Source organism: Amycolatopsis sp. NPDC004378, assembly GCF_053602455.1.
Window position 1 is genome coordinate 857,665 of sequence record NZ_JBSGDR010000001.1, and the last position, 12,567, is coordinate 870,231.

A 12,567-nucleotide genomic window follows, 5' to 3' on the forward strand; every position below is an offset into this window, starting at 1 on the left:
CTACAGTCGGCGCCATGGTCCGTCGCACCGACACGCGGCAGCGGATGCTCGACACCGCCGCCGACCTGTTCCAGACCCAGGGCTACCACGCCACCGGCCTCACCCAGCTGACGACGGCCGGGGGTGCGCCGAAGGGTTCGCTCTACTTCCACTTCCCCGGCGGCAAGGAACAGCTCGCCGCCGAAGCCGTCCGGCTTTCCGGCGAACGCACCGGAGCCGTGCTCGAAGCCGTCCTGCGCGACGCGCCCGATGCCGCGACGGCCGTCGACCGCGCGGTCGACGCACTGGCGGGTTTCCTGACCGGGTCGGACTTCCAGCGCGGCTGTCCACTCGCGACGGTCGCGCTCGACGCCGCCGCGGAGAGCGTGCCGATCCGGGAAGCCTGCGCCGACGGCTATTCGTCGTGGCACGGGATCCTGCGGGACTACCTTGCCGGGCAGGGTCTTTCCGCCGGACGCGCCGACGAGCTGGCGACCGTCGTGCTCGCCGCGATCGAAGGCGGGCTGCTGCTGGCCCGCACCCGCCGGGACGTCGCGCCGCTGCGCGCCGTCGCCGCCCACCTGCACGCCACCCTCGACCGGGAGCTGTCCTGATGCGCGTCCACCACCTGAACTGCGGCACCATGCGCCCGCTCGGCGGCAAGCTGGTCGACGGCCGGCCGGGCCTGCTCCGGCGCGCCACCATGGTGTGCCACTGCCTGCTGCTCGAGACGGACACCGGGCTCGTGCTCGTCGAGACGGGCATGGGCACGCCCGCCGCCGTCGACCGGAACGCCTGGCTGGGCGCGGGTTTCGTCCGCCAGTCGAACCCGGTCGAAGATCCCGCGGAGACCGCGATCGCGCAGATCCGTGCGCTCGGCTTCGACCCGGCCGACGTCCGCGACATCGTGCTGACCCACCTCGACCTCGACCACGCGGGCGGGCTCATCGACTTCCCGTGGGCGCGCGTGCACGTCTACGCCGAAGAGCTGCGGGCGTTCACCGAGCCGCGCGACGCGGCGGAACGCGGGCGCTACCGCCGGATCCAGTTCGCCCATGGTCCACAGTGGACGTCCTATGCGGACACCGGCGAGCCGTGGTTCGGGTTCGGCGCCGTCCGGCAGCTCGACGGGCTGCCCCCGGAGATCCTGCTGGTCCCGCTCTCCGGGCACACGCGCGGGCACGCGGGCGTCGCCGTCGACACCGGGAGCGGCTGGCTGCTCAACGCCGGCGACTCGTACTTCTTCCACGGGCAGGTCGACGCCGAGCCGCACTGCCCGCCGGGCCTGAAGTGGTTCGAGGGCCGGATGGAGACGGTGAAGGGCGCGCGACTGGACAATCACCGCCGCCTGCGCCAGCTTGTTCAGGAGCACGGCGACGAGGTCACCGTGTTCGCCGCGCACGACGAGACCGACTTCCTCCGGCTGAGCACAAGTGACAACCGGGGGCTTCGCCACCCGGACCCCGGAAAAACGAGCAGGAGCAGGGTATGAAGGTGCACCACCTGAACTGCGGATCGATGCGGCCGGCGGGCGGCAAGCTGCTCGACGGCGAGCCCGGCCTGCTGCGCCGCGCCGAACTGGTCGCGCACTGCCTGCTGGTCGAGACGGGCGACAGCCTCGTGCTGGTCGACACCGGGTTCGGCACCCAGGCCGTGGCGCGCCCCGGCGAGTGGCTGGGCCGCCCGTTCATGGCGATGGTCGGCGCGCGGCTCGCGCAGGCCGAGACGGCCGTCGCGCAGATCCGCGCGCTCGGCCTCGACCCGGCCGACGTCCGGCACATCGTGATGACCCACCTCGACGTCGACCACGCGGGCGGGCTGGCCGACTTCCCGAACGCCGTCGTGCACGTCCGGTCGGAAGAACACCGCGCGGCGACGTCGCCGGCGAACGCGGCCGAGAAGAACCGCTACCGCGCGGCCCAGTTCGCGCACCAGCCGTTGTGGAGCGCGTACGACGAGCTGGGCGAGCCCTGGTTCGGCTTCGAGGCGGTCCGCTCGCTCAAGGGCCTGCCGCCGGAGATCCTGCTGGTCCCGCTCACGGGCCACACGCGCGGGCACACCGGCGTCGCGGTCGACACCGGCGACGGCTGGCTCCTGCACGCGGGCGACGCGTACTTCTTCCACGGCCAGCTCGACCCGGTGAGCCCGCACTGCCCGCCGGGCATGACCGTGTTCCAGAACCTCGTCCAGACGGACCGCAAGGCCCGGCTGGCGAACCTCGAGCGGCTCCACGAACTGGCCCGGGAGCACCAGAACGAAGTCAGGGTGTTCTCGGCGCACAGCCCGGTCGAGCTGGCCGCCCTGCGGCGGTGAGCGTCAGCTCGCTTCGAGGGCCTTCTTGAGCAGCGGCGCCATCTGGTCGGCGGTCATCTTCGCCGGGCCGGTGTAGTTGACCAGCACCGGCGTCCCGGACACCAGCTCCGCGGAAGCGAGCGTCGCCGTCTTCTGCTCCTCGGTGTAGAAGACGGCGCCGTTCGGGAAGCCCTGGATGTCCTGCGCGCCCGGCTTGCCCTTCTTGATCGAGGCCACCATCTCCTGCGGCTTGCCCTGGCGGCCCTCGTAGCGGGTCACGGCCAGCGCGCCGGCCGCCTTGCCGTCGAGCTGGTACTCGCAGCTGCGGGACTTGCCGCCGTTGGCCGAGGTGTCGCGGGACGGGCCCGGGACCGCCTTGAGGTTGTCGAGGAACAGGGCCTTCGAGACGGCATCCGCGGGCAGCAGCACACACGGGTCGAGGTCGGCGGCCGCCGCGGGCTTCGCGCTCGTGCTCGGCTTGGGCGCGGACGACGACGGCGGCGTCTTCGCCGGTTCGGCACCCGAAGAGCAAGCGGTCAAAGCGGCGGAAGCGACCAAAACGACGGCGAGGGTACGCATGCCCGGCACCGTACTCCGAACGGCCTAAGCGGTCGGCGCCCGGTACCGCCAGAACGCCGGGAGCAGGAACATCGACGCGCACACCGAGACGATCACGAGCAGCCCGCCGACGGTCGCGGCGGCCTCGGTGCCGAACGCGGCGGCGCCCCAGCCGTGGACGAGGTCGGCGATCCGCGGGCCGCCGGCGACCACGACGGTGAAGACGCCCTGGAGCCGTCCGCGCATCTCGTCGGTGGTCGCGACCTGCAGGATCGCCATCCGGTAGACCGCGCTGACCATGTCCGCCGCGCCGGCCGCGGCCATGAAGAGGACGGCGAGCCACAGCGAGTGCGCGAGCCCGAACGCCGCCACGGCCGCGCCCCACGCGCAGATCGAGACGACGACCGCGACGCCCTGGCGGTGGATGCGCGTCAGCCAGCCGGAGAAGAGCCCGATCAGCATCGCGCCCGCGGGCAGCGCGGCGTAGAGCCAGCCGAGCGCGGGGCCGCCGCCGGGCGGGTCGCCGAACGTGCGCTCGGCCATCTCCGGGATCAGCGCCCGCGGCATGCCGAAGACCATCGCGATGATGTCGGCGACGAACGACGCGAGCAGCACCTTCTTCGTCGCGAGGTACTTGAAGCCGTCGATGACGTCGCTGAGGCCGGCGCGCCGCGACGGGCCGTTGAGCGGCGGGATCGCCGGCAGCCGCCAGACCGCGATCAGCGTGATCGTGAGGGCGACGACGTCGATCAGGTAGAGCGTCGAGAGGCCGAGGACCGGGATGAGCGCGCCGGCGAGCAGCGGCCCGAAGACCGCGCCGAACGTCGACATCGTCGAGCTCAGGGCATTGGCCGAAGGCAGCAGCTCGGGCGGCACGAGCCGGGCGACGACGGCGCCGCGCGTCGGCATGTTGATCGCGAAGAGCGCCTGGTTGACGGCCAGCAGGCCGAGGACGAGCCACACCGAGCCGAAGTTCAGGAACGCCTGCAGCCACAGCAGCGCGGAGGTGATCGCGACGAGCACGTTGGTGACGACGAGCAGCTTGCGCCGGTCGACGGCGTCGGCGACGGCCCCGCCCCAGAGCCCGAAGATCAGCAGCGGCACGAGCGCGACGAGCCCGGTGAGGCCGACGTAGGCGGAGGACCCGGTGAGGTCGAAGACCTGCTTCGGCACGGCGACCGCGGTCAGCTGGGTCCCGACCGCGGTGACCACAGTGGACAGCCAGAGCCGCCGGAACGCGGGGATCTTCAACGGCCGGGTGTCGACGATGATGCGGCCGAGGAGCTTGCGAACGCCCGAGCGGGGCGGCAAGGTCTCCGGTTCGGAAGTCACAACCGCCGAGCTTAGCCCGGCTAACTATCGCCGGTCGCGTGATTTTCGTCGCCTGCGAACGTGGCCCCCGCCGAAGCGGAGGCCACGTTCGAGAAAGCGGTTACGGCGCGACGCGCTCGATGCTCCAGCCGTCGTCGTTGCGGACGAAGCGGAGCCGGTCGTGCATGCGGTCCTCGCGGCCCTGCCAGAACTCGACCAGGTCCGGGCGGATCCGCCAGCCACCCCAGTGCGGCGGCGCCGGGATCTGCTCGACGTCGGCGAACCGCCGCTCGATCCCGCTCAGCGCGTTGTCCAGCGCCCGGCGGCCGTCGACGACCCGGGACTGCGGCGACGCCCACGCCCCGAGCTGCGAACCCCGCGGCCGCTGGGCCCAGTACTCCGCGGTCTCCTTGACGCCGACCTTCTCGACCTCGCCGCGGACGTGGACCTGGCGGTGCAGCGCGTACCAGGGGAACGTCACCGACGCGTAGCGCGTCGCGGTGAGGTCGTGGCTCTTCGAGGACGTGTAGTTCGTGTAGAACACGACGCCGCGCTCGTCGAGGCCCTTGCACAGGACCGTGCGCGAGGACGGCCGGCCTTCGGCGTCCGCCGTCGCCAGCACCATCGCGTTCGGTTCGGCGATCCCGGCGGCCACCGCCTGGTTCAGCCAGCCCTGCAGCTGGTCGGTCCAGGTGGCCGCCAGCGCGGACTCGTCGAACGCCGCTCCGTCGTACGCGACCCGCATTCCGGGCAGGCGAACTACGGCGTCTTCCACCTGGTCCTCGATCCTCGGCGTCATCGCCAAACCTCCACGCCCGGTCGGGGCATCAGTCGACTTCGGCTCTAGGCACGTTAGGGCCTTCCGAGCTGCGGCGGAACCCACTGAACGGTGACACCCGACACCACCGCCGTGTAACCGCAGTACAACAAGCCGTAACCCGGGCGTTACCCACCGGACCAGGATCGATACAGGACCCGCCTACCTTTCGGCCCGTTCCCCACCACCCCGGAGGCAGGCATGACCGAGACCCTGTCGGACGCGGAAGAAAGCGCTCCGCCGAAACGCCGGTACGCCCCGCTCGCGGCGAACGAGAACCGCGAGGACTACTCACTGCGCTTCGCCGCTCATTCGTTCCGGAAATGGTCACCGTTCGTGGTCGCGACGACGGCGCTGGGCGGCATCGCCTACCTCGCCGACTTCGCCATCGGGGCCAGCATCGTCCTCTCCTACGGCTTCACCTCCGGCGTCCTGGCGATCCTCGCCGCGGCCGTCGTCATCTTCGTGACCGGCGTGCCCATCGCGGCCGCCTGCGCGAAGTCCGGAGTGGACATGGACCTGCTGACCCGCGGAGCCGGCTTCGGCTACTTCGGGTCGACGCTGACGTCGCTCGTCTACGCGAGCTTCACCGTCATCTTCTTCTCGCTCGAAGGCTCGATCATGGGCCAGGCCTTCGAGCTGGCCCTCGGCATCCCGCTGCCCATCGGCTACCTGCTGGCGACGCTGATCGTGCTGCCGTTCGCGCTCTACGGCATGGGCGCGGTCGCGAAGATGCAGACCTGGACGCAGCCGCTGTGGATCGCCGGCCTGGTGCTGCCGTTCGTCGTCGTGCTGGTCCGCGAGCCGGGCAAGTTCGCCGAGTTCGCGCACTTCGGCGGCACCGAAGGCGCGGGGTCCGGGTTCTCCGCGATCGGGTTCGGCCTCGGCATGGGCGTCGCGCTGTCACTGATCGGGCAGATCGGCGAGCAGGCCGACTACCTGCGGTTCATGCCCGAGAAGACAGCGGAGAACAAGCGGTCGTGGTGGGCCGCGGTGCTCGCCGCCGGACCCGGCTGGGTGATCCTCGGCGCCGCGAAGCAGATCGGAGGCGCGCTGCTGGCGTTCCTCGCGCTCGGCGTCGTCGGGAAGACGCACGCGCTCGAGCCGATCGCGCCGTACCTCGAAGCGGTGAAGCCGGCTTTGGGCCCGGTGGCGCTGACGTTCGCCGCGCTGTTCGTCGTCGTCTCGCAGATCAAGATCAACACGACGAACGCGTACTCGGGGTCGCTGTCGTTCGCGAACTTCTTCTCCCGCGTGCTGCACAAGCACCCGGGCCGCGTCTGGTACGTGCTGGTGAACTGCGGGATCGCGCTCGCGCTGATGGAGTTCGGCGCGTTCGCCTTCCTGAACAAGATCCTCGGCTTCTACTCGAACGTCGCGATCGCGTGGATCGGCGCGGTGTGCGCCGACCTGGTGATCGCGAAGCCGCTCGGGCTCTCGCCGCGCTACATCGAGTTCAAGCGGGCCTACCTGCCCAAGATCAACCCCGTCGGGTTCGGCTCGATGGTCGTGGCGTCGGTGGTGTCGATCGTGGCGTACTTCGGCGCGTTCGGGCCGTTCCTCGCCGCGTTCAGCCCGCTGCTGGCGCTGGTGATCGCGATCGTGCTGGTGCCGGCGCTCGCCGCCGTCACCCGCGGCCGGACGTACCTGACCCGACCGAACACGGTCATCGGCCCCGACGCCGACCTGCGCGCGACGCACACCTGCTCGGTCTGCGGCGATCCGTACGAGCTGCCGGACGTCGCGGACTGCGCGAAGCAGGACGGCCCGATCTGCTCGCTGTGCTGCACGCTCGACAACAGCTGTCACGACGTCTGCCAGACGAAGGGTCCGGTCGCGCTCGGCCTCCCGGCGGTTCGCACGCCGTAGTGTCCGTGAAGGCCCTTTGCCGTGGGCAAAGGGCCTTCACGCGAGCCGGCCTCCCCCCGGATCCCCCTCCCGGCTCGACTCCTTCACGTCCGGGAGCGCGCCGGGGTTGCCCGGGATGTCCATGATCTTTTCCGGCCGCATGATGGCGGCCAGCATCAGCGCGCGCAGCTCCGCGCCGACGTCTTCCACCGGCAGCGGCGGCTCGTGCGCCTGCCACTCGCGCAGGAGCCCGGTCCCCGCGCCGACCAGCGCGATCGCGGTGAGCCGGTAGTCGCGCGCCGGCGCGACGCCGTGCTCCGCGGCGCGGGTCGCCTCCGCGGCGATGAAGTTCGCCCAGCGGTCGACCCACACCTGGTGCTGCGCCTCCAGCTCGGTGCTGACGCCGACCGCTTCGACGTAGGTGAGGCGCGGCATCCGCGGGTCCGCGGTGACGGTCGCGATGAAGACGTCCAGCAACGTCGAGATGCGGGTGAGCGCGTCGGCGTCGGCGACCTTGTCGAGCTCGGCGGTGACGTGCTCGAGCGCGAGGCTGTTGATCCGGTCGTGGAGGGTGCGCAGGACGTCCTCCTTGCCGGAGAACTCCTCGTAGAAGTTCCGGGTCGACACCCCGGCGCGGGCGCACACCTCGGTGATCTTCGTGTGCCGGAAGCCGGTGGAGGTGAACAGCTCGAGGCCGGCCGTGAGCAGCCGCTCCCGGCGATCGGCGCGGCGTTGCTCGGGCGCGACGCCGCCGTACGTGCGAGCCACCGGTTGTCTCCTCCTTCTGAGGGATTGCCAGATACTACCGGGCTGGCTATTTTGTGAAAATCTTGATTACCAAAGGGCCGGAGGCAATGGTGCTTCGTCGGTTGCTGGTCGCGGTCACCGTTCTTTTCGCGGTGACGACTCCCGTCGCGCAGGCGGATCCCGGTGTGCTGCTGTCCGCTCAGCCGACGACAGTGTTCCTCGGCCCGTTTCCCGCCCCGGTCAAGGCATGGCACCTCCTGTACCGCTCGACGTCGGCCACCGGCGAGCCGAACGCGGTCTCGGGCACGCTACTGGTCCCGCCGGCGCCGTGGGCGGGTGGTGGCCCCCGGCCACTGATCACGTACGCGGTGGGCACGCACGGGCTCGGCGACCAGTGCGCGCCTTCCCACCTGCTGGCGCAGGGCACCGAGAACGAAAGTGCCTTGCTGGCACAGGCTTTGTCGCGGGGCTGGGCGGTCGTCGTCACGGACTACGAAGGGCTCGGCACGCCGGGCACGCACACGTACGCGGTCGGGCAGTCCGAAGGCCGGGCGGTGCTCGACGCGGCGCGTGCCGCCTCGCGGGTACCCGGCGCCGGGCTGTCGCCGTCGGGCCCGGTCGGCGTTTTCGGTTACTCACAAGGCGGCCAGGCTGCGGCTTTCGCAGCGGAACTGCAAAGTTCCTACGCACCTTCGCTGCACGTCGTCGGTGTCGCGGCGGGCGGGGTGCCGGCGGACCTGAACGCGGTGTTCCGCGCGAACGACGGCGGCGCGGCGTTCGGCCTGGTCCTGGGCGCGGCAACGGGTTTCGCGGCGGCGTACCCCGACGTGCCGTTCGCGTCGATCCTCAACGACCGCGGCCGCGAGGCGGTGGCCCGGGTGTCCCGGGCGTGCACGATCGAACTGGGCGCGGCGGCACCGTTCGCGCACCTGCAGGACTTCGTGACGGTCCCGGACCCGATCCACGAGCCGCACTGGCAAGCGCGGCTCGCCGCGAACCACCTCGGAACGGTGGCGCCGAAAGCCCCGGTGTTCCTCTACCACGGGACGCTGGACGAGCTGACTCCGTTTTCCGTGGGCGAAGGGCTGCGCGACCGCTGGAAGTCGTTGGGCGCGTCGGTGACCTGGCAGGAATTCCCCCTGCTGGAGCACATCGGCGGTGTGTCGGTGGGTGGCCCGATCGCGATGACCTGGCTGGGCACGAAGTTCTGATGCCTCCGCTCGCCGGAGAAGGCGCAGGGGGCCTTCTCCGGCGAGCGGTCAGAACACCTTCAGCGCGGTGACGGCGTCGGGCGCCAGCGAAGTCGTGAGGGTGCCCCCGGCGGCGAGCGGCGTCCGGGACCACCAGTCACCCGAGGCCGGTGGGAGATCGGGGCCGCCGACCACCAGGTCCGTCGCCAGCACCCGGCGGCCCGCCAGCACCGCCAAGCTCCCGTCCAGGTCCGAGCCGATCGACAACGTCTGCCGCAGCACCGGCACCGAACCCCGCGTGACGTGCTGGGACGTCGTCAACGACCCGGGACGCTCGCCCGCGCGGCCCAGCACGAGCACTTCCCGTGTGTGCAGGTGGGCGTCCGACGCCACCTGCGCGCGGAACTCCGCCGTGTGCCGGGCGCGCGACGTGATCACCGTCGGCTCCGGCAGGAACTCCAGCGACCCGCCCGCCTCGACCACGACGTCCACTGTGGACACCGATGGCTCGCCGTGCAGGCCGGGCAGCGCCAAGGTCGCCGCCACGCCGGAGAGCCGCAGCGAAGCGCCCGGGCCGACGTGCACCGTGAGCAGCAGTTCGTCGCCGCCCAGCGGCGAAGTCGCCGAGTTGACGAGGTGCACCACCGCCGTCGAGCCGGACCGGCGGCGCGGGAACAGCGTCAACGGCGCCATCGAACGGAGTTCGCGCAGCACCGTGCGCGTGCCGTCGAAGCACGCCGTCAACCGGGCGTGGGCCTTCACAGCAGGGAACGGACCCAGGCGGCCACGTCCGGCGCGTCCGGGGTGTCCACCAGGGACTGCGTGACGACCGGCAGGTCGCCGCGCATCCGGTGCGCGTCCGACGTCATCACGTCCATGTCCGCGTTCACCAGGTGCGCGATGTCGATCTTGTTGATCACCAGCAGGTCCGCGGTCGTGACGCCGGGGCCGCCCTTGCGCGGCACCTTGTCGCCGCCGGCGACGTCCACCACGAAGATCTGGCTGTCGGCCAGCCCGCGGCTGAACACCGCCGTCAGGTTGTCGCCGCCGCTCTCGATGATCACCAGGTCCAGGCCCGGGAACTTCTCCTCCAGGCGCTCGACCGCGTCCAGGTTCGCGGTGATGTCGTCGCGGATCGCCGTGTGCGGGCACGCTCCCGTTTGGACGGCCTCGATCCGCGCCGGGTCGAGCACCCCCGCGCGGCGCAGGAAGTCCGCGTCCTCGGTCGTGTAGATGTCGTTCGTGACGACCGCGAGGTTCACCTCGTCGCCCAGCGCTCGGCACAGCGCCGCGGTCAGCGCCGTCTTGCCGGAGCCGACCGGGCCGCCGATGCCGATCCGGTACGCGCGGCCCGTCGTGGGCGCCGCGTCGTAGTGGTCGGGTTCGGCGGCCGTCGGGTCGAAGTTGACCTCGTGGAAGTGACCGTGGCCATGGCCTTCAGCTGGCAAAGAGACGCACCTCTTCCTGGTGGTGCCGGGCGTGCGCCTCGGCGAACAGATCCAACGCGGGCGACCCCGGCGACGGCAGCGAGACCGGGTCGTCCCCGGCCACGGCCGCCGCTTCCGCCGCCACCGACCGCAGGTCGAGCCGGGCCACGACCGCGTTGACGGCGAAGGGATCCAGCCCCAGCAACCGCACGGCCGCGCTCGCCGGGCCACTCACCCCGAGGTAGGCGGCGGCCATCGCGGCGTCGTACGGCGACCCGCCCGCGACGCCGACGAGCGCGCCCAGCACGATCGGGTGGTGCGGACGCGGGGTTTCGGCCAGCAACGCGTCCAGTACCGGAGACGGCCAAGCGATCCGGCCCGCCCGCGCGGTCCCCCGGCCCTGCGCCCGCGAAGCTTCGCGCTGCGCGAGCGATGGAGTGCGCGCCTCCAGCTCACTGTCCAAAAGCGACCAGTTCCCGCGGGTGACGGCCGCGTGGGCCGAGGCGGCGGCGAACACCGCCGCCAGGGCACCCGCCGTGCGCAACCGGCCGGACAGGAACCCGGGCAGGTCGCGCACGGACGTCACGAGCCGCCGGGCGACGACTTCCTCCATCCCGCCACTGTGGACGTGCCCGCCGCCGGGGAAGCGGGAGTCCGCGAGGATCAGCGCCGAGAGGTCCATCAGAACAGGAAGTACCGTTGGGCCATCGGCAGTTCCGTCACCGGCTGCGGCTCGACGAGCTCGCCGTCGACGTGCACCGCGAAGCTGTCCGGCTCGACGCGGACGTCCGGCGTGGCGTCGTTGAGGACCATGTCGGCCTTGGTGCGTGCCCGCGTGTTCGCCACGGCGACCAGCGGTCGCGTGATGCCGAACGTCTCGCGCAGGCCGCTGTCCAAAGCGGACGGTGCGACGAAGTGCAGGCTCAGGGCCGCCCCGATGTTCGCGCCGAACATCGGCCGCGCCAGCACCGGCTGCGGTGTCGGGATGGACGCGTTCGCGTCGCCCATCGCCGCCCACGCCGGGAAGCCGCCCTTCAGCACCACGTGCGGGCGGACGCCGAAGAACTTCGGCTCCCACAGGACGAGGTCGGCGAGTTTGCCGACCTCGACCGAGCCGATCTCGGTCTCCATGCCGTGCGCGATGGCCGGGTTGATCGTGTACTTGGCGACGTACCGCCGGGCGCGGAGGTTGTCGGCCGCGCCGTCGCCCGGGAGTGCGCCGCGACGGCGTTTCATCACGTGCGCCGTCTGCCAGGTCCGGATGATCACCTCGCCGATCCGGCCCATCGCCTGCGAGTCCGAGCTCATCATCGAAATGGCGCCCAGGTCGTGCAGGACGTCTTCGGCGGCGATCGTCGACGGCCGGATCCGGCTCTCGGCGAACGCGAGGTCCTCCGGCACCGACGGGTTGAGGTGGTGGCAGACCACCAGCATGTCGAGGTGCTCGTCGAGGGTGTTGGCGGTGTGCGGCCGGGTCGGGTTGGTCGAGGACGGCAGGATGTTCGGCAGCGAGACGACCTCGATGATGTCCGGCGCGTGCCCGCCGCCGGCCCCTTCGGTGTGGTAGGCGTTGATCGAGCGGCCGCCAATGGCGTCCACAGTGGACTCCAGGAACCCGGCTTCGTTCAGGGTGTCGGTGTGGATCGCCACCTGGACGCCCGATTCGTCGGCCACCGTGAGACACGCGTCGATGGCCGCCGGTGTCGTGCCCCAGTCCTCGTGCAGCTTGAAGCCGCCCGCACCGGCGGCGAGCTGCTCGCGCAGCGCCTCCTGCCGGACGGTGTTGCCCTTGCCCAGCAACAGGACGTTGACCGGGTAACCGTCCATGGCGGACAGCATCCGGCCGAGGTTCCACGCGCCGGGCGTCACCGTCGTCGCCTTCGTGCCCTCGTTGGGGCCGGTACCGCCACCGACCAAAGTGGTCAGTCCCGCGGCCAGCGCCGTGTCGACGAGCTGCGGGCAGATGAAGTGGACGTGGCAGTCGATGCCGCCGGCGGTGAGGATCTTGCCGTTACCCGCCAGCACCTCGGTCGACGGCCCGATGACCAGGGCCGGGTCGACACCGTCCATCGTGTCCGGGTTGCCCGCCTTGCCGATGCCGACGATCCGGCCGTCGCGCACGCCGACGTCGGCCTTGACGACACCCCAGTGGTCGAGGATCACCGCGCCCGTGATGATCAGGTCGGGCGCGCCCTCGGCCCGGGTCGCCATGCCCTGGCCCATGGATTCGCGGATGACCTTGCCGCCGCCGAAGAGCACCTCGTCACCGGAGCCGCCGGCACCCATCGAGCGGTCCTCGGTGACCTCGATCAGCAGGTCGGTGTCGGCGAGCCGGATCCGGTCGCCGGTGGTCGGGCCGAACAGCTCGGCGTAGCGCTCGCGGTCGATCTGCGGCATT

At 71.4% G+C, this 12,567-nt stretch carries 13 protein-coding genes; 5 read left to right on the plus strand and 8 right to left on the minus strand.

Annotated elements, in window-relative coordinates; translation table 11 throughout:
- Positions 1–14 precede the first annotated feature (14 nt).
- The 3 genes from ACWEN0_RS04215 to ACWEN0_RS04225 are packed head-to-tail and all read left to right on the plus strand — an operon-like array spanning position 15 to position 2,292.
- Entirely contained in the window at positions 15–593 is a 579-nt protein-coding gene (locus ACWEN0_RS04215) for a TetR/AcrR family transcriptional regulator (protein ID WP_451968772.1), read from the plus strand.
- Positions 593–1,471 (plus strand): MBL fold metallo-hydrolase, encoded by an 879-nt coding sequence (locus ACWEN0_RS04220; RefSeq protein WP_451968773.1) that lies wholly within the window; start codon positions 593–595, stop codon positions 1,469–1,471. Before ACWEN0_RS04215 ends, ACWEN0_RS04220 begins: the two co-directional genes overlap by 1 nt.
- Positions 1,468–2,292 (plus strand): MBL fold metallo-hydrolase, encoded by an 825-nt coding sequence (locus tag ACWEN0_RS04225; protein WP_451968775.1) that lies wholly within the window; start codon positions 1,468–1,470, stop codon positions 2,290–2,292. The genes ACWEN0_RS04220 and ACWEN0_RS04225 overlap by 4 nt, the downstream gene beginning before the upstream one ends.
- Before the next feature lie 3 nt (positions 2,293–2,295).
- Here ACWEN0_RS04225 and ACWEN0_RS04230 read toward each other — a convergent pair whose 3' ends face one another.
- The 3 genes from ACWEN0_RS04230 to pdxH all read right to left on the minus strand — a co-directional run bounded on the left by ACWEN0_RS04230 (position 2,296) and on the right by pdxH (position 4,939).
- On the minus strand, positions 2,296–2,850 hold the full coding sequence (locus tag ACWEN0_RS04230; RefSeq protein ID WP_451968776.1) for a DUF3558 family protein: 555 nt from the start codon (positions 2,848–2,850) through the stop codon (positions 2,296–2,298).
- Positions 2,851–2,874: 24 nt separating this feature from the next.
- Positions 2,875–4,140 (minus strand): MFS transporter, encoded by a 1,266-nt coding sequence (locus tag ACWEN0_RS04235; protein ID WP_451969853.1) that lies wholly within the window; start codon positions 4,138–4,140, stop codon positions 2,875–2,877.
- A 121-nt stretch (positions 4,141–4,261) separates the two neighbouring features.
- Positions 4,262–4,939: a pyridoxamine 5'-phosphate oxidase gene (pdxH, locus tag ACWEN0_RS04240; protein ID WP_451968778.1), complete on the minus strand. Its 678-nt coding sequence runs from the start codon at positions 4,937–4,939 to the stop codon at positions 4,262–4,264.
- A 219-nt stretch (positions 4,940–5,158) separates the two neighbouring features.
- On the opposite strand from pdxH, the gene ACWEN0_RS04245 reads away from it, so the two are divergent.
- Entirely contained in the window at positions 5,159–6,826 is a 1,668-nt protein-coding gene (locus ACWEN0_RS04245) for a purine-cytosine permease family protein (RefSeq protein WP_451968779.1), read from the plus strand.
- Positions 6,827–6,862: 36 nt separating this feature from the next.
- Here ACWEN0_RS04245 and ACWEN0_RS04250 read toward each other — a convergent pair whose 3' ends face one another.
- Positions 6,863–7,573 (minus strand): TetR/AcrR family transcriptional regulator, encoded by a 711-nt coding sequence (locus ACWEN0_RS04250; protein WP_451968781.1) that lies wholly within the window; start codon positions 7,571–7,573, stop codon positions 6,863–6,865.
- A gap of 89 nt (positions 7,574–7,662) precedes the next feature.
- Here ACWEN0_RS04250 and ACWEN0_RS04255 point away from each other — a divergent pair, with 89 nt between their 5' ends.
- The gene (locus tag ACWEN0_RS04255; protein ID WP_451968783.1) at positions 7,663–8,763 is read left to right on the plus strand and encodes a lipase family protein; all 1,101 of its coding nucleotides are present in this window, start codon (positions 7,663–7,665) and stop codon (positions 8,761–8,763) included.
- Between the two features lie 48 nt (positions 8,764–8,811).
- Here the strand turns inward: ACWEN0_RS04255 and ACWEN0_RS04260 are convergent, their stop codons facing one another.
- From ACWEN0_RS04260 to ACWEN0_RS04275, 4 genes are read right to left on the minus strand one after another with little or no spacing between them, the layout of a single operon-like run.
- Positions 8,812–9,504, minus strand: coding sequence for an urease accessory protein UreD (locus ACWEN0_RS04260; RefSeq protein WP_451968785.1), 693 nt, complete (start codon positions 9,502–9,504; stop codon positions 8,812–8,814).
- Positions 9,501–10,190, minus strand: a complete 690-nt coding sequence (ureG, locus tag ACWEN0_RS04265) for an urease accessory protein UreG (protein ID WP_451968787.1) — start codon at positions 10,188–10,190, stop codon at positions 9,501–9,503. The genes ACWEN0_RS04260 and ureG overlap by 4 nt, the downstream gene beginning before the upstream one ends.
- Positions 10,180–10,851 carry an urease accessory protein UreF gene (locus ACWEN0_RS04270; RefSeq protein WP_451968788.1) on the minus strand — a complete coding sequence of 224 codons (672 nt, stop codon included), beginning with the start codon at positions 10,849–10,851 and terminating at the stop codon, positions 10,180–10,182. The genes ureG and ACWEN0_RS04270 overlap by 11 nt, the downstream gene beginning before the upstream one ends.
- Positions 10,851–12,566, minus strand: a complete 1,716-nt coding sequence (locus ACWEN0_RS04275; RefSeq protein WP_451968790.1) for an urease subunit alpha — start codon at positions 12,564–12,566, stop codon at positions 10,851–10,853. Before ACWEN0_RS04275 ends, ACWEN0_RS04270 begins: the two co-directional genes overlap by 1 nt.
- Between the last annotated feature and the right edge of the window lies 1 nt (position 12,567).

What these genes read in the sequence shown, in the direction of transcription:
- ACWEN0_RS04230 (WP_451968776.1), bottom strand. Translation starts at nt 2,850, where the DNA reads ATGCGTACCCTCGCCGTCGTTTTGGTCGCTTCCGCCGCTTTGACCGCT.
- ACWEN0_RS04225 (WP_451968775.1), top strand. Translation starts at nt 1,468, where the DNA reads ATGAAGGTGCACCACCTGAACTGCGGATCGATGCGGCCGGCGGGCGGC.
- pdxH (WP_451968778.1), bottom strand. Translation starts at nt 4,939, where the DNA reads ATGACGCCGAGGATCGAGGACCAGGTGGAAGACGCCGTAGTTCGCCTG.
- ACWEN0_RS04245 (WP_451968779.1), top strand. Translation starts at nt 5,159, where the DNA reads ATGACCGAGACCCTGTCGGACGCGGAAGAAAGCGCTCCGCCGAAACGC.
- ACWEN0_RS04270 (WP_451968788.1), bottom strand. Translation starts at nt 10,851, where the DNA reads ATGGACCTCTCGGCGCTGATCCTCGCGGACTCCCGCTTCCCCGGCGGC.
- ACWEN0_RS04215 (WP_451968772.1), top strand. Translation starts at nt 15, where the DNA reads ATGGTCCGTCGCACCGACACGCGGCAGCGGATGCTCGACACCGCCGCC.
- ACWEN0_RS04220 (WP_451968773.1), top strand. Translation starts at nt 593, where the DNA reads ATGCGCGTCCACCACCTGAACTGCGGCACCATGCGCCCGCTCGGCGGC.
- ACWEN0_RS04275 (WP_451968790.1), bottom strand. Translation starts at nt 12,566, where the DNA reads ATGCCGCAGATCGACCGCGAGCGCTACGCCGAGCTGTTCGGCCCGACC.